The 16207-nt window shown below is 42.3% G+C and carries 13 protein-coding genes; 3 read left to right on the forward strand and 10 right to left on the reverse strand.

Annotation, left to right across the window (positions count from 1 at the left end; translation table 11 throughout):
• Nucleotides 1-25 precede the first annotated feature (25 nt).
• The 8 genes from MN200_RS10360 to MN200_RS10395 form a co-directional block, all read right to left on the reverse strand.
• A complete protein-coding gene (locus MN200_RS10360; protein WP_148825788.1) occupies nucleotides 26-523 on the reverse strand; it encodes a molybdenum cofactor biosynthesis protein MoaE in 498 nt (165 codons plus the stop codon).
• A gap of 1 nt (nucleotide 524) precedes the next feature.
• Nucleotides 525-791 carry a MoaD/ThiS family protein gene (locus MN200_RS10365; RefSeq protein WP_242759347.1) on the reverse strand — a complete coding sequence of 89 codons (267 nt, stop codon included), beginning with the start codon at nucleotides 789-791 and terminating at the stop codon, nucleotides 525-527.
• 1 nt (nucleotide 792) lies between these two features.
• Nucleotides 793-1821, reverse strand: coding sequence for a GTP 3',8-cyclase MoaA (gene moaA / locus MN200_RS10370; RefSeq protein WP_242759348.1), 1029 nt, complete (start codon nucleotides 1819-1821; stop codon nucleotides 793-795).
• A 343-nt stretch (nucleotides 1822-2164) separates the two neighbouring features.
• Complete coding sequence (locus MN200_RS10375) at nucleotides 2165-2791, reverse strand: molybdenum cofactor guanylyltransferase (protein WP_039890087.1); 627 nt, start codon at nucleotides 2789-2791, stop codon at nucleotides 2165-2167.
• Entirely contained in the window at nucleotides 2788-5580 is a 2793-nt protein-coding gene (locus MN200_RS10380) for a nitrate reductase (protein ID WP_242759350.1), read from the reverse strand. Before MN200_RS10380 ends, MN200_RS10375 begins: the two co-directional genes overlap by 4 nt.
• 290 nt (nucleotides 5581-5870) lie before the next feature.
• Nucleotides 5871-7481: a nitrite reductase small subunit NirD gene (nirD, locus tag MN200_RS10385; protein ID WP_058869913.1), complete on the reverse strand. Its 1611-nt coding sequence runs from the start codon at nucleotides 7479-7481 to the stop codon at nucleotides 5871-5873.
• 95 nt (nucleotides 7482-7576) lie between these two features.
• Nucleotides 7577-10123 (reverse strand): nitrite reductase large subunit NirB, encoded by a 2547-nt coding sequence (nirB, locus tag MN200_RS10390; RefSeq protein ID WP_058869914.1) that lies wholly within the window; start codon nucleotides 10121-10123, stop codon nucleotides 7577-7579.
• 65 nt (nucleotides 10124-10188) lie between these two features.
• Entirely contained in the window at nucleotides 10189-11538 is a 1350-nt protein-coding gene (locus MN200_RS10395) for an MFS transporter (protein ID WP_058869915.1), read from the reverse strand.
• Nucleotides 11539-12150: 612 nt separating this feature from the next.
• On the opposite strand from MN200_RS10395, the gene MN200_RS10400 reads away from it, so the two are divergent.
• The 3 genes from MN200_RS10400 to MN200_RS10410 all read left to right on the forward strand — a co-directional run bounded on the left by MN200_RS10400 (nucleotide 12151) and on the right by MN200_RS10410 (nucleotide 14286).
• The gene (locus MN200_RS10400; RefSeq protein ID WP_004696311.1) at nucleotides 12151-12738 is read left to right on the forward strand and encodes an ANTAR domain-containing protein; all 588 of its coding nucleotides are present in this window, start codon (nucleotides 12151-12153) and stop codon (nucleotides 12736-12738) included.
• 3 nt (nucleotides 12739-12741) lie between these two features.
• Complete coding sequence (locus MN200_RS10405) at nucleotides 12742-13737, forward strand: ABC transporter substrate-binding protein (protein WP_242759352.1); 996 nt, start codon at nucleotides 12742-12744, stop codon at nucleotides 13735-13737.
• 270 nt (nucleotides 13738-14007) lie between these two features.
• The gene (locus tag MN200_RS10410) at nucleotides 14008-14286 is read left to right on the forward strand and encodes a hypothetical protein (RefSeq protein ID WP_242759353.1); all 279 of its coding nucleotides are present in this window, start codon (nucleotides 14008-14010) and stop codon (nucleotides 14284-14286) included.
• Between the two features lie 23 nt (nucleotides 14287-14309).
• Here the strand turns inward: MN200_RS10410 and MN200_RS10415 are convergent, their stop codons facing one another.
• Together MN200_RS10415 and MN200_RS10420 are read right to left on the reverse strand one after the other, a co-directional pair.
• On the reverse strand, nucleotides 14310-15083 hold the full coding sequence (locus MN200_RS10415) for a 1-acyl-sn-glycerol-3-phosphate acyltransferase (RefSeq protein WP_242759354.1): 774 nt from the start codon (nucleotides 15081-15083) through the stop codon (nucleotides 14310-14312).
• A 6-nt stretch (nucleotides 15084-15089) separates the two neighbouring features.
• Nucleotides 15090-16202, reverse strand: coding sequence for a beta-ketoacyl-ACP synthase III (locus tag MN200_RS10420; protein WP_004696303.1), 1113 nt, complete (start codon nucleotides 16200-16202; stop codon nucleotides 15090-15092).
• Nucleotides 16203-16207: the final 5 nt, after the last annotated feature.

Consider the following 16207-nt stretch of genomic DNA (forward strand, 5'->3'; position numbering starts at 1 on the left):
ATATTGGCATTGCATGATGCATTTACTAGGGATGAACATGTACATGCTCGCAATGCTCATGGCTATGAGGTTTTGGCGCTTCATGATCTGTTCGAATACAACAGCCCTCGACATACTGACTGGTACCATCCACATAAAACTCCTCTTTCCACACAGGAACTTCATGTTTCACCCGCTCTACTGCTTCCTCGCAAGCTTGGAAGGCTTCACGACGGTGCGCGGCATAAGCCATCGCAATAATCGCAGTATCGCCAATATCTAAAGCACCAATGCGATGCACCACCCGAACATAAGACACGCCATATTTTAATTGGATCTCTTGTTCAATTTGACGAATCATTTTTTCAGCGACTGGTGCATAAGCGGTATATTTTAACGCTTTTACAGCTTTACCTTGATGATGATTCCGCACCGTACCAATGAATATGCCAATACCACCACACTCAGGAAAATGCTGAATGCCATCAAAGTCATTTTGGCTAAAAGTCACTGTTTGAATCCGTGGAAATTGTTTTAATTCCATATCAACCTCCTGCCACAGGGGACAACAACACCAAAGTACAATCTCGACTTAAAATGGTCTGCCTTGGAATAATGTCTTCACCGATTGCACAGGCACAGCGCTCCAATAATGTGTGGACCGCTGGGTATTTGGTAACGAGATCCTTTAATACCGCCGCAACCGATGAATCAGGCTCACATTGCAGCATTAAATTGCGGGGCAACTGGCGTTCAATCGCACCAAAGGCTTCAATCTTCACTCTAATCACGTTGTTTAACTCCTGAGTCATCCTAACCTCCAATCATATGCATACTGATTTTTCGCACAGGCTGATGCAACTGCTGTTTTTGAATGGCATGAAAACCTTGCTCTTTATGCCAAACATAAGTTGAAAGTTTACTTTCTAAAACAAAGGATTCGTGCTGATTGAGTTGGGCAAGTTGTTGAATGTCTGACTTTAAATTTAAGCCTTGCTTGGCAAAAAGACAATTATAAAACTCACCCTGTGCATTCAACCGCAGTCGGTCACACTCCCCACAAAACGAGTTGCTAATGGTGGAGATAATCCCAATGTTCGCACCATCTACTCGATAACTACGCGCTGGATTGGCGCCTTGTCCTTCAAGCACTTGCACCGTAAATTGCGACCTGAGTTGGGACAAAATCTCTTGTTCAGTGACGACATCGGCTTGCGACCAATTTTGATCGCCATCTAAAGGCATAAACTCAATAAAACGCAGTTCTACCTTTTGCTGCTTTGCCCACTGCACCAAAGGGACAATTTGATCGTCATTGATGCCTTTCATCAGTACGGTATTCATTTTGATGTTAAAACCAAGCTGTTGTGCGGCCTGAATGCCTTCCAGCACTGTATGTAGTTGTTTTTTTGTGAGGTGTTGAAATTGCTCGGCATCTAGACTGTCTAGACTAATATTTAAATCATCTAACCCTGCTTGCTTTAAAGCAACGGCATATTGTTTTAAATAATGACCATTGGTGGTCATGGAAATACGCTTCAGCCCCTGTTTTTTTAGGCTTTGTAACTGTTCGATAAAATGCACCACACCTTGGCGCATCAACGGTTCACCCCCCGTGATACGAATTTGCTCAATGCCATGCTGCACCATCAATTTGCAAAAATGATAAAGTTCTTCAAAACTGAGCAAGTCGTGTTTTTTCATCCATTCGGGATGTTCGGGCATGCAATATACACATTTAAAATTACAACGATCCGTCACCGAGATTCGTAGTTTGCGCTTTTCACGTCCAAACTGATCTTGGAATACTTTAACTGCGGATACATGGGTCATGCTGTTCATCTGTCTTGCCTATGCGTCCTTTGAGCGGTGTGGGTGCAGTTCATATTTCACGCCCTATTTTCTGAAGTATATTTTGCAATAACTGTTCCAACTTTGTGCACTTTCTAAATTTTGAGTATTTCAGTTCAATGCCGTATTGAGTGATCACTGCTACATACATTTATAATTTAAATAAAAAACGATTTTTCCGAAAAAAATATCAAGTTATTGTTTTATAAAAATTTAATATAAAAATAAGTATTTATTTAGTTCTTTTATAGATTTTTATTTAAACAGTCAAATCGGTTTATGGCAACATCTTTTGCTCTCAACACACACCTCCTCTCTTCAATATCTGAGGTATTTATAAAAAATTAAGTTGCCGATGCTGCTGTAACTCATCCAACGAGTTAATGCTGTGAAAAAACAGTGCATGATTTTTAAATCGTGCCACTTGTGGGTGCAAATCTGCAAAACACTGCCTTAAACTGCGCTGATTTTGCTCAAGGTGCTGAATCAATGTCGGTAAACTGCTCCGTTTTAACAAACAAAACGGATACAGTGCACGGTCATTGATTTCTACAATAACGACACCACAGTTCGGATCTTGTTGCATCGCCTGATGTAACCGTGAAAACACTTTTTTAGGAATAAAAGTCACATCACAGGGTACGAACAGCACATAGTCTGATTGCACATGTGTCCATGCACTTTTCATCCCCATCAAAGGCCCTTGAAAGCCTGTTGTCTCATCTTCAAAAAAACCAATCGACGGAATCAACCGCTCATAAATGGAATGATCCCTATGGCTGTTGACCCATACCTTGGTTGCACGTGACTTTAACTGCTGATGAATTTTGATAAGTTGAATTTCATCATCAAATTTTTGCAAGAGTTTATTAATGCCATTCATACGACGCGCCTGACCGCCCGCCAAAATGACAACTTCAGTTTCTGGGTAGCTCACGGGTTTGAATATTTTTCTTTTCATTCGACATCCTCCGTTTGACACGCTTTGATCAGACCTCGAATTTCAGGTAAGCAGGAACCGCAATTGCCTCCTGCCTTTAAGCATGCAGTGACTTGTTTTTCATGGGTGATATTTTTTTCTTTAATGACATCGATAATACGATTTTTCCCAACTTTAAAACAGCTACAGACCAGTGGGCCATCGCTATTAGTCATTGACATGGCTTGCCCTGCCAATAAAGCCTTCCGATGCATCGCGCTTAAGCGTTCGCGCTTAAACAGACTTGCCACCCAGTCTCGATCTGGCAATAACGCTTTAGGCGCAATATACAGACTTGCAACGAGGTGTCCATCTTGTAACACCACACTATGACTGATATGAGCGGTTTGATCTTCTACATTGAGCCATTCAAAACTTTCATCATCAAAAGGCAATAAAGCTTTGAGTTGTTCGGTCGTTTCCGTAAAACGTCGACGGTCTGCCAGCTCATAACGAATAGCTTTGGACGTTTTGATTTTTGTCCACCAAACGCTTTGTTCAATGCTTTGTTGCACCAAATGTTCAAAGCCCGTTCTGACATAAAATACGCCCTGCCATTGCGTATAAAACGGATGAATCATCACAGGGGTATGTTTGAACTCAGGTTCTCCTGAAATCGCATCCACCACAGGATTCACCACTTTGCCAATCCGTGCATCTGATGCGAATTGATCACTCCAGTGAATCGGTGCAAAAATCTGTCCACGGCGGATATTGTCACTGACCGTGGCACGCAGTACGCAATTTCCCCAAGCCGATTTGATCTCTACCAGTTCCCCATCTTTCAAACCATATTTCAGTGCATCATTTGGGTGAATTTCACAATAAGGTTCTGCTTTATGTGTACTTAAATTGGCTGATAAACCTGTACGTGTCATGGTATGCCATTGATCGCGGATGCGTCCTGTATTCAGCACCAATGGATACTCACTGCTGGTTGGATTCACTGCACCAACTGCCGTTGTTGCAATAAACTTGGCTTTACCATCTAGGTGACTAAACTGACCATCTTTAAATAATTGGGCAAAAGTGTTTGGTGTGGTTTGGCCATTTTTCAAAGGTACGAGCACAGGCCATTGCGTCGGTTCAAGCTCTTGGTAGTCATCAAATGAAAGATTCTTCAGACCTGCCAAATTGAAATAGCGGAATGTTTCAGTCGATGAACGTAAAGCAATTTCTGCATTTTGATAGGCTGAGAGCTGGGCATGTTCTTTGAAAATGTCATGACTACTTTCAAAGTCAAAACCCTGAAATCCTAATTTTTTCGCCACTTGTGAAACTGACCACCAATCCGCTTTAGCTTGTTCTGGAATGTCTAAAAAAGCACGCTGTCTGGAAATACGGCGTTCAGAATTGGTCACCGTGCCGTCTTTTTCACCCCAACCCAATGCAGGCAATAACACATCGGCATATTGCGTGGTATCTGTATCTAGACAAATGTCTGACACCACCACAAACTCACATTTTTCTAGCGCACGTTTTACCTGATCTGCATTTGGTAAACTCACGACAGGGTTGGTCGCCATAATCCAAATGGCTTTAATTTTCCCTGCCTCAACCGCTTCGAAAAGGTCGACAGCCTTTAAACCCACTTGCTTGGCAATCGTTGGACTGTGCCAAAACTGCTGTACGAGTTGCTGATGCTTGGGATTATCCAAATCCATATGGGCAGCCAACATATTGGCAAGGCCACCCACTTCACGCCCGCCCATTGCATTCGGTTGGCCCGTCATGGAAAAAGGCGCTGCGCCCAATTGCCCAATTTTGCCCGTTAACAAATGACAGTTGGTAATGCTATTGGCTTTGTCTACCCCACGTGAAGACTGATTCACACCCATTGAAAATAAACTCATCACTTTTTCTGTTTGTGCAAATTTTTCAAAAAAGAGTGCTAATTTTTCAACAGAAATCCCCGTCCGTTCGCTCACACTCACTATTGATGCTTCAGAAGCACTGCTTGCCAGCGCTTGTTCTAAGCCTTGAGTATGCTTTGCAATAAAATCGGTATCGGTATAATGATTGGTTGCTAAATACTGTAATAAACCATTGAACAGTGCGACATCCTGCCCCGGTAAAATTGGTAAGTGTAAATCAGCCGCCTCACAGGTTGCAGTAAAACGCGGGTCAATCACGACGACAAAAAGATCTCGCTCCTCTTTGGCTTTCATGATGCGTTGATACAGCACAGGATGACACCATGCAGTATTTGAACCCACCAAAACCACCATATCGGTATGTTCAAAATCACTATAACTGGCTGGGACTAAATCTTCCCCAAAAGCGCGTTTATGCGCAGCAACGGCCGAAGACATACACAACCGTGAATTGGTGTCGATATTGGCCGTACCCAAGTAGCCTTTAACAAATTTATTGACCACATAATAATCTTCAGTCAGCAGCTGACCTGAGACATAAAAAGCAATACTTTCAGGCCCATATTGATCGATATAATGTTGAAATTTGTTGGCGATTAAATCTGTTGCGGTATCCCATGAACTTACCTCACGTTGCGGTTTACGCCCTAACATGGGATGTAAGACACGTGTTTCTAAACCTACCGTGTCGGCTAAATTACTGCCTTTAATGCACAACTTTCCGAAATTAGATGGATGCTGAGCATCACCCACCACAGAGACTTTTTGCCCTAAAGCCGTTTCTTCAACAGTTGCTGTTACCCCACAACCCACCCCACAATATGGGCAGGTGGTTTGTGTAGTTGTAATCATTTTTTCTGTGGAGCTATGCAGTTCCATTACAGGGATACTATTCATTTCTGCTTCGCTCCTATTTGCCTTTCATTTATTTTGAATCACTCACAACGGCGTCTTTTCTTTTGTGTTTAGATTTAGGATTAACCTTCGGTTCGACCTACTTTTCTTTTGGGAAAAGTAGGCAAAACCATTGTCATTCACAAAACTCGTCCCATACCACCTTCATCCCAACTTACTCGCAGAAACATTAATTTTCATAAGTAACCCTGCCTCAAACAAGTTGTGAATGACGTTTCCGCGTATCAAATTAACTATTAGAAAATCTATCCCCCTCCTTTCAAGAGGAGGTTTTACCCTGCTTTTTTTAATGCAAAATCTTTACCAAATAACAGTTTATTTCGAATTGAGGAAATTGGGGTTTGATCTGAAATAAGTTCTGCATACCAAACACCATCTTCGGTATCCCCAAACAACACCGCACCAACGACCTTATCCTTTTGAATAATAATGCGTTTATAAATCTGACGTTTTTCATCATTTAAAATGATGTCTTCAAAGTCATCCTTCGGTTCAAAATTACCCGCTGAGAACACATCACAGCCACTTACCTTTAACTGTGTCGGAACAGTTGGTGCTTTGAACGTTAAGCTGCCATGCTCCGCCAAATGTGAGGCACAAATGAACGCCTGCCCCCAAAGTGGCTCAACCAAGCCAAAAGTCTGGCTACGATGTTCAATACACTCCCCCACGGCGTAAATACTTGGGTCAAAAGTCTGCATGGTGTCATTCACCAACACACCACGGTTACAGCGTAGTCCTGCACTTTGTGCAAGTGCCATGTTCGGACGAATACCAACTGCAAATACCACAAGATCCGCCTCTAAGACTGTACCGTCTTTCAAGCGAATTTGAGTGACATGACCATCCACACCCACCAATGCTTCAGTATTGGCCTCAGTGATAATGGAGATGCCCTTTTGTTCAATACTATGGCGTAACATTTGGCTAGCTTTACTGTCTAATTGGCGCTCCATAATGCGATCCATTAGATGTAAAACTGTGACATTCATGCCACGTTGTTTGAGGCCATATGCAGCTTCAAGTCCCAACAGTCCACCACCGATTACCACCGCGTTTTTCTTGGTCTTGCAGTAATCCAACATGGTGTTGATGTCATAGATATCTCGGAAACTAATGACACCTTTCAAATCCGCTCCAGCAATTGGAGGAATAAATGGTTTCGAACCTGTCGCTAAAATTAAACGATCATAATCAACCACTTCACCTTTTTCGGTATAGACCTGCTTACGAGGACGGTCTATACGTACCGCAGGGTCACCCGCAATGAAACGAATCCCTTTGTCGCTATACCATGCATGTGGATGCAACATGATGTCGTCAATGGTTTTATCTCCTGATAATACAGGCGATAACATAATACGGTTGTAGTTCCCCCAAGGCTCTTCACCAATCACTGTCACGTCATAACGTTCTGGTGCCATGTCGAGTAAATCTTCCAGACAACGCATCCCCGCTAGGCCATTGCCAACCAGCACCAACTTCATTTTTTCCTGAGATGTACCTGTGTTGGTGATGTAGGTTTTTTGTGGTGTCGGACTAATCCACACTCGCCCATTTTCAATTTTGCTTGGAAAAACCAACAGTTTCTGATCTTTATCTTCCAAACAACGTCCTGTCGCCAAGCTAAAATGCTGTTTGTAAATCGGGGATGCCACCACACGCTCACCTTGTAAATCACCAATAATGCCGCGCGACATCACAAAAGCTTGGCTAAATGGGTCTTGATTGCTCAAGGCATATACCCGCTTTTCAGCACCAACACGAAAAATAGCAATTTGCTGATGTTCAATAAGTGCTCCTACGCCAGTGTTTGGCGTTACATCATCTAGCGCACAGACATCAACCCAATCTAACTCATTCATTTCTTTTAAAATTGTCATCATCTCGATCCTTTTTAAACTTATTCATTCATTTATTCCCTCTATCTTTGCTTTTGAGGGAGTGCTGAAGAAAGAAGTTTGAATATCCTAATTTGTTAAGCTTCAACCACTGGAATACGGCTACGATCTCGTTCAGCCTCAGTTTTAGGACGAATCTGGCCACGAACTTCTGCAAACTGAATATGCGGATCTTGTTGTTGCTCAGCTTTGGCATTGATGAAAGTCACGAAGCGTTTACGTACTTCTGGGTCTTCAACAGCCGTACGCCATTCATCTTGATAAGTCCCCACCACATGGCTCATACGACGTTCTAGTTCAGCAGCTAGACCTAAAGAATCATGCACAACCACATCTTTGAGATAATCTAAACCACCTTCCATGTTGTCGCGCCATACTGAAGTTCGTTGTAAACGGTCTGCGGTTTGCACATAGAACATAAAGAATCGGTCGATGTATTTAATTAAAGTTTGGGTATCAAGATCCGAAGCCAATAACTCGGCATGGCGAGGCTTCATCCCTCCATTACCGCAGACATACAGGTTCCAGCCTTTTTCAGTGGCAATCACACCGACATCTTTACTTTGTGCTTCGGCACATTCACGGGTACAGCCTGAAACAGCCATTTTTAATTTGTGTGGTGAACGTAAGCCTTTGTAGCGGTTCTCTAAGAAAATAGCTAAACCAACCGAGTCATCCACACCGTAGCGACACCATGTACTGCCGACACAAGACTTCACTGTACGCAACGATTTCCCATAAGCATGGCCTGACTCAAAGCCCGCAGCGATGAGCTTTTCCCAGATTTCAGGAAGTTGGTGAATTTGCGCGCCAAACATATCGACACGTTGTCCACCAGTGAGTTTGGTATATAAGCCATATTCTTTAGCAATTTGCCCCACAGCAATTAAGCCATCAGGCGTCACTTCACCACCGGCCATGCGTGGGACTACAGAATAAGAACCATCTTTTTGAATATTTCCTAGGTAGTAATCATTACTGTCTTGTAGGCCTGCATGGCTTGGTTTCAAAACAAAGTCATTCCAACACGATGCTAAAATATTGGCTGCAGTTGGCTTACAAATATCGCAGCCTAAACCATGACCATGTTGTTGAATCAGGTCATCAAAAGTTTTGATTTCATTAACCCGTACCAAGTGATACAGCTCTTGACGTGAGTAAGCAAAGTGTTCACAAATATGGTTATTCACGGTTACGCCTTGGCGTTGTAATTCAGACTTCAGTACTTGAGTGACCAGCGGTGCACATCCACCACATGCTGTAGCTGCTTTGGTACATTTTTTTAGGGCACCTAGAGACGTTGAACCCTCGGCAATTGCACTACAAATATCGGCTTTAGAGACGTTATTACATGAGCAAATGGTTGCACTGTCTGGCAGTAAATCAACTCCACTACCGCCAGATTTACTTGAGGATTGTGCATAACCCGGCATGATTAAACTTTCAGGATTTTCTGGAAGCACTAAACCATTCAGCATCATTTGTAGTAAGTCGTTGTACTCTTTTGCACAGCCCACTAAAACTGCGCCAAGTAACTTGGTCTTTTCGCCGTTCACCACGATTTTTTTATAAACTTGTGTATCTTCATCAGCATAGAAATAACTGAGTGCATTCGGTGTCATCGCATGTGCATCACCTACCGAAGCAACATCAACGCCCATCAGTTTCAACTTGGTGCTCATGTCTGCACCCGCAAATTCAGCACAAGCTTGTTCAGTGACATGTTTTGCTGCAATACGTGCCATGTCATAGCCCGGTGCCACCAGACCATAAATTTTGTTTTGCCACAGTGCACATTCACCAATAGCATAAATATCTGGATTTGACGTTTGGCAATAATCATTAATCATGATCCCGCCACGCTCCCCGAGGGCTAAACCGCTTTGACGTGCCAACTCATCACGTGGGCGAATACCCGCTGAGAACAAAATGATGTCTGTTTCAAGCTCAGAACCATCACCAAATTTCATCACATGCTTAGTCGTAGCACCTTCCTCAATTGATGAAGTTGCTTTTTGGGTATGGACTTTTACGCCTAAGTTTTCAATTTTTGCACGTAGAACCTTTCCGCCCAAGTCATCAATTTGAACCGCCATGAGACGCGGAGCAAACTCAACCACATGGGTTTCCAAGTTTAGATCCCGTAGCGCCTTAGCGGCTTCTAGGCCCAATAAACCACCACCAATCACCACACCCGATTTAGCATTGAGACTTGCAGCACGAATCGCATCTAAGTCTTCAATGGTTCGGTAAACAAAGCAGTTTTCACGGTCATTACCCGAAATAGGCGGAACAAAAGCATATGAACCTGTTGCCAAGATTAATTTGTCAAAACTAAGAACATCACCATGATTCGTCGTCACTGTTTTATGGCTTTGATCAATTGCAACTGCTTTGGTATTCAAACGTAAATCTATGCCATAAGCATCAGCAAAATCTGCACGACAAAGGGTTAAATCCTTTGCTGATTTACCACTGAAATATTCAGTCAAATGTACACGGTCATAAGCCAAGCGCGGTTCTTCGGCCAAGATGGTAATTTCAACATCATCACCCACATGTTCGAGTACTGATTCGATAAATTTGTGGCCAACCATGCCATGACCAATCATGATGATTTTCATATTCTTTCTCCGCAATATTTCATTTGTTCTGCCTGAGCCTTGAGGCTTGGGTTTAATCTCTTTATTTAGTTTTGCGCTTCAGCAATGCTACGATCATGTACCGCTTGTTCGAATAAGCGCTGTTCCTTTTCTTTATGCTCAACAGAGAAGCGAATCATGAGAACAAAACTTGCAGCGATGACCACCAAGCCACCTAAAATCATTAGTGTGGTTTGAATATCCAACATCCCTTTGAGTAGGAAACCTGCTGCCACTGCACCCACGTTCCCCCCTGCGCCAATAATGCCTGCCACACCGCCTAAGGCATCACGATCAATAAAAGGCACCAACGCATAAGTTGCACCACATGCCATGTGCGTAAACAATGCAAAGACTGTCATTGCGAGAATCGCGAAGATGGGGGTATTCATTTGAGAGAATAGGACGAGGAAGAGACCTTCCAGCAGTATCATGCCAAACAATACTTTGGTACGACCATCAAGCCCTTTTTTGGTTGCAACTTTGTCTGACACAATGCCGCCCAGAGCACGAGCAAACAGTGCCAGTAAACCGAAAATACCTGCCGCCATTCCCGCTTCTTTTAAACCAAAGCTAAAATGGTCGACGTAGTACATCGCGACAATGTTGTGAATAAATATTTCAATCCCGAAACACGCGGCATAAGCGCCAAATAGAATCCAAACACGGTAGTTTTTCGCAGCATGCATCAGAATCGCTACACCACCTTTTTTATCTGAACCAACACTGACACCCTCTGCACGAAGTTCTTTGAAGTTGCCTTGTGGACAATCTTGAGTAAATTTCCAGTACATCAAACCCACGATCAGCATCAGGACACCCGGAACAATCAGTGCAATTCTCCAGCCCATCGCTTGCTCTACACCAAACATCACCAAGGCACCGAGCATCAATGGCATGAGTACTTGTGTTGCACCACCGCCTGCATTACCCCAGCCTGCTGTCGCTGCGTTTGCAGTCCCGACTACGTTTGGCGCAAACATAATGCTGGTGTGGTACTGAGTGATGACAAAGCTTGCCCCAATCGCACCAATCAATAGACGGAAGAACAAGAAGGATTCATAGCTATTTGCAGACGCGACTCCAAAGACTGGAATGCTGCCGAGTACAAGAAGCGCAGTATAGGTTTTACGTGGCCCGTATTTATCACACAGCGGCCCCACAATAAGACGAACTAAAATGGTGATGGCTACAGCAGCAATATTAATATTGGCAATTTGATCTTTGGTTAAGTGAAATTCACCCGCAATCACTGGCATCAGCGGAGCACAAGCGAACCAAGCAAAGAAGCAGACAAAAAAGGCGAGCCAACTCATGTGGAAGGCTCTCATTGCTGCGCCGTTAAAACTGAAAAGACTTATTTTTGTTGCTTTTTTAGCATGTAAATTTGAAGACATAACCTTCTCCAGACTGAACTGAGCGTATAGTTTTTCTACAGCACAAACACTTGGGATGTAGAAGCGATCAGAACGGACGTCGTTGGCCGTCTTACAAATTTGATTTAGAGTCGTCTTTGACTCATTAGGGATAATGCAACGAGTGTGCCAATATTTATAATTAAATCTTAATATGTTGTATTTTAATATTTTATTTAAAATAAAATCTTATAATTCGATATAATCAGCTCTTTTTATTTTTAAAGCACAACAGCTAATTTTTCCGACTTTTTAAAACCCTGCTACCTCTTGGTGCATTTTGCATTATCGATGAGCATCTTTTTTCTCAAATAAACGACATTGCTTTGTTCTAAGCACGACATCTAGAAATTCTCCCTTAGATGTACAAATCGACTGTGAACATCAACACTTCAATTTACTGAATCCATATCCGTAAACTCTTTCATGAAAACTCCGATCACAACATATGCAACATGCATACTTTGTCTGTAATCGCGACCATAAAGATTGACTGCCTAATCCGAGATAAAGCTGGCATTTGTTAAGTTTGGCATTTAAATTGCTTGTACACTTTTAGATCTCATTTTCAGGTTTTCCTGAGCACTGTACAGTATGCCTAAACTGAAAATTGCATTGATTGATGACAATCAAGAACGCGCACAATATATTCGAAGTTCCCTCATCGAACATGATTTCGATGTAGTTGCCTGCCTGATTATCGATCACATCAATATTAGTCGTCTTGAACAATTAAGTGCGGATGTCATTTTGTTAGATATGGACCATCCGCAACGTGACATTATTGAAAGCTGTGTCAGCCAATTTAATCTACCCACTGTTTTATTTACTAAAAATAGCCATAAAGACACCATTAAAAGTGCCATAGATGCTGGAGTGACAGCTTATATTGTGGATGGGATCGATCCTTCAAAGTTAGAAAATATTTTAGAAATCTCAATCGAGCAGTTTCGTAAACACAAAAAGTTGCTCACAGACTTACAAGACACCAAAAATAAACTCGCCGATCGTAAAGATGTGGAGCGTGCGAAAGTCTTGCTGATGCAATTACATGGGCTATCTGAAGACGATGCCTTTCAATTGCTACGTAAAAATGCCATGAGCCACCGTATGACCATCGGTGAAATGGCAAGACGTCTGTTGGATGCTCAACAGCTTTTACAATCTCAACTCAAGGACTAAGTCATGGCTCAACTCGAAAAGTCACAACTTCATCTGGGCTATATCCCACTTTTAGACTGTGTCTCTTTACTATGGGCTAAAGAACGTGGTTTTTTTGAGGAAGTAGGCTTAGACGTAAGCTTAGTCAAAGAAGCGTCTTGGGCAAGCTTAAGAGATCGTTTGGCTTTTGGTTTTCTAGACGCCGCGCATTGTTTATCTGCCATGTTGCCTGCTGCTGCACTCGCTCAAGATCAACTCGGTATTCCGCTACAAACCCCTCTCGTATTAAGCTACAACAGTGCTTTTATCAGCTTAAGCCAAAAACTATGCTATGCGCTCGATATCAAAAAAACTGACGATGCAGCCACCACTGCACAGAAATTTTTTAGCGCCATGCAGTATGAACAGTATCTTCCGATTGCCCATGTGTTTAAGCAGTCTATTCATCATTATTGTTTACGTGAGTGGTTGGCGTTGGCCAATCCTGAATTTGCCAAACGCGTACATCTCCGCACTTTACCGCCGCCCTATATGGTGGAAGCCATTTCAAACCAATTGATCGATGGTTTTTGTGTTGGGGAACCTTGGAACACACAAGCGGAAATTCAAGGTTATAGCCAAATCATTGCGACTGGCTCAGACATTATTCCTCGCGTCGCAGACAAAGTACTGGCTGTGACTCAAGAATGGGCTATCTCCAATCCCAATACACTTTCAGCCCTCGTCCAAGCCATCCAAAAAGCACAAGTTGAACTTAAACAGATGCCGGATCTTGAACCTGTTTGGCAAGTCTTGGTCGATTACAACATCATTCGCTTTGCGTGTTCAGCAAGTGTTCACGTCGAAAAATATCACCTGATTCAGAACATCATTCGTGGTTTTATTCCAGAACAAGCCCAGCCGCAAGTTTCGGATTTTGTTTGGCTCACACAGCAAATGCAAAAATGGGATGATATAAATTTAGATAGTGATGAAATTCGCGGTATTAGTGAAAATTGCGTCCTTCAAACAAATTCTTGATTTTTAAATTATTACTATATGTTACTTGATACGTAATTACGCACCATTTTAAAACATTTATTCTGAAAAATATTTTGAAGTAAATCTGTGATCTAACTTTACTACCACTTTATCAGACATTTTTCTTTAGCTTCCATTTATCTGAGCGTGCTATTTACTCATGCGAAAAACACGCTAATATCTTTTAACACATGAAAACAATAGATAAATAATCTTCATCACAACTTCTTTTTTAAACGTCAAACTAACCCAAGGACAGCGGGGTGTATTATGTTTACCGAGGAAAATCGACATATTTCTTTATTACATGCGATTAACAAAATACTGATTAAAGACTGGGATCCCCTGCGGATCTATCGTAATCCTGCACTACAAGATGAATATGAGGAATACTTACCCAGTTTATTTCGATTCATTTGCGAACAAGCCAGTGAAACTGAAATTTTTGAATATTTATGGTGGGTGGAAAATAAGGTTATGGAAGTCAAAGGGAATAAGACCCATACTTTAAAAATTGCACATTTGTTGAAAGATTTACAGGAAGACTAAGCAGATTTTACGCCTGCAAATGCTCAATCAAATCGGTCACCATGTTGCTGTTGACGCAATACTCTTAAGTCTGCAAGCCCAGTATAAATTTCTGCTGCAATCAAGTCGCGGAACTGCTGTAACTGTTCTAAGTTTTCAATATGCATCAAACTTTGTCTGGGCATAAACTTAAAATAAAAAGGCAAGCGTTTCGGAATCAAATGTTTCGGTAAAGATGGAATCACCTCCCCTTTACGCAGCAGGCGACTTAACTGCTGCACTTGTAGCAACTTTTGAAAATATTGGTGCTGAACAACTTTATTAGCATCAAAACCAATATCAAAGACTTCATCTCCGCCTAACGCGGCAAAGGGTACAATGTCATAGCCAAATTCTTGAGCGAGCTTTAAAAAGCCGTAGCGCTGTTTCCAAATCAGTTGATACTGTTCACCCTCACGTTTTAGAACTTCGCGTCCGCCACCAGGAAAAACCAAAATAGAATAGCCTTGTTGCATGGCTTCACGCACATAGGCTGGGACACCATCGACTGCACCAAATTTTTTCACCACACTACGCCACAGTGGCAAATAAAAATGGCTATGATCAGCAATACTGACCACAGCCACCTGATGCTCATTGTAGAGATAATCAATCAACATAGGTGAATCGAGCACACCATATAAGGAATGATTTCCTACATACATTGCAGGTTGTGATGCATCTAACTGTTCAGCACCGATAAATGTCGGTGTGAAATAAACTTTGGATAAAGCACTCAGGCGTTTAATCCATTTTGCATCATGCTCAACCTGCAACATACGGGCTTATGCGACGTGTTTTTTCACAAGCACAGCACCAACAGAGTAACCTGCGCCGAATGAACACAAGACACCGTATTCACCGTCATTGACTTGGTCTGCTGTGCGATGCAACGCAATGATGACACCTGCTGAAGAGGTATTTGCAAATTCATCTAAAATGATCGGCACTAAATCAGGCTGAGCATTTTCTTTGCCTACGACTAATTTCAAAATCAGCTCATTCATGCTGGCATTGGCTTGGTGTAACCAGAAACGCTTCACATCAGTCGGTGCAATGTTATTTTTCTCAAGTTGCGCTGTAATCATTTTGGCAACCAGTGGACAAACTTCTTTGAACACTTTACGACCGTCTTGAGCAAAACGATTATTTTCAATGTCTGCATCGACTTCACTTAAGTTTAGGAAACCAAAGTTATTGCGGATGTTGTTTGAGAACTGGGTGAATAAGTTAATGTCTTCAATTTCAAAACCAGTTTTGCTGTCGGTTTCTTCAATGATTGAAGCCGTTGCAACATCACCAAAGATAAAGTGGCAATCACGTGAACGGTAGTCGGTATGACCAGAGGTGATTTCTACATTCACCAATAATACACGGCGTCCGCCCGCTTTAATCGCATCATACGCTTGTTTAATGCCAAAGGTTGCGGCCGAACATGCCACGTTCATGTCGTAGGCATAGCCTTGAATACCCAATGCTGTTTGGATTTCAATTGCAACAGCAGGATAAGCACGCTGTAAATTAGAGCACGATAAAATTACCACATCGATATCTTCTGCAGTCACGCCTGCATTTTCCATCGCTTGTTTTGCAGCGATCACGCCCCATTCGGCTTGAATCGAGAGTTCATCATTTGAACGTTCATGTAACAATGGACGTAAACGCTTTGGATCTAAGATCCCTGTTTTCTCAACCACATAACGACGTTTTACACCAGATGCTTTTTCAATAAACTCTGCACTTGACCCACGACGGGCTTCCAACTCGCCCGAAGCAATTTTGTCAGCATTGTCTAAGTTATACTGTTCCACATAAGCATTTAAACTTTCAACTAACTCTTCATTGGTAATGATGTCTTCAGGATGATAAAGACCCGTACCTGTAATGCGGATGCCCATGTAAA

Origin of the sequence: Acinetobacter sp. LUNF3 (assembly GCF_022699605.1) — a bacterium.
Classification (GTDB): domain Bacteria; phylum Pseudomonadota; class Gammaproteobacteria; order Pseudomonadales; family Moraxellaceae; genus Acinetobacter; species Acinetobacter johnsonii.

Coding starts and splice junctions, on each gene's coding strand:
- MN200_RS10360 (WP_148825788.1), bottom strand. CDS start 523: ATGGAATTAAAACAATTTCCACGGATTCAAACAGTGACTTTTAGCCAA.
- MN200_RS10365 (WP_242759347.1), bottom strand. CDS start 791: ATGACTCAGGAGTTAAACAACGTGATTAGAGTGAAGATTGAAGCCTTT.
- moaA (WP_242759348.1), bottom strand. CDS start 1,821: ATGAACAGCATGACCCATGTATCCGCAGTTAAAGTATTCCAAGATCAG.
- MN200_RS10375 (WP_039890087.1), bottom strand. CDS start 2,791: ATGAAAAGAAAAATATTCAAACCCGTGAGCTACCCAGAAACTGAAGTT.
- MN200_RS10380 (WP_242759350.1), bottom strand. CDS start 5,580: ATGAATAGTATCCCTGTAATGGAACTGCATAGCTCCACAGAAAAAATG.
- nirD (WP_058869913.1), bottom strand. CDS start 7,481: ATGACAATTTTAAAAGAAATGAATGAGTTAGATTGGGTTGATGTCTGT.
- nirB (WP_058869914.1), bottom strand. CDS start 10,123: ATGAAAATCATCATGATTGGTCATGGCATGGTTGGCCACAAATTTATC.
- MN200_RS10395 (WP_058869915.1), bottom strand. CDS start 11,538: ATGTCTTCAAATTTACATGCTAAAAAAGCAACAAAAATAAGTCTTTTC.
- MN200_RS10400 (WP_004696311.1), top strand. CDS start 12,151: ATGCCTAAACTGAAAATTGCATTGATTGATGACAATCAAGAACGCGCA.
- MN200_RS10405 (WP_242759352.1), top strand. CDS start 12,742: ATGGCTCAACTCGAAAAGTCACAACTTCATCTGGGCTATATCCCACTT.
- MN200_RS10410 (WP_242759353.1), top strand. CDS start 14,008: ATGTTTACCGAGGAAAATCGACATATTTCTTTATTACATGCGATTAAC.
- MN200_RS10415 (WP_242759354.1), bottom strand. CDS start 15,083: ATGTTGCAGGTTGAGCATGATGCAAAATGGATTAAACGCCTGAGTGCT.
- MN200_RS10420 (WP_004696303.1), bottom strand. CDS start 16,202: ATGGGCATCCGCATTACAGGTACGGGTCTTTATCATCCTGAAGACATC.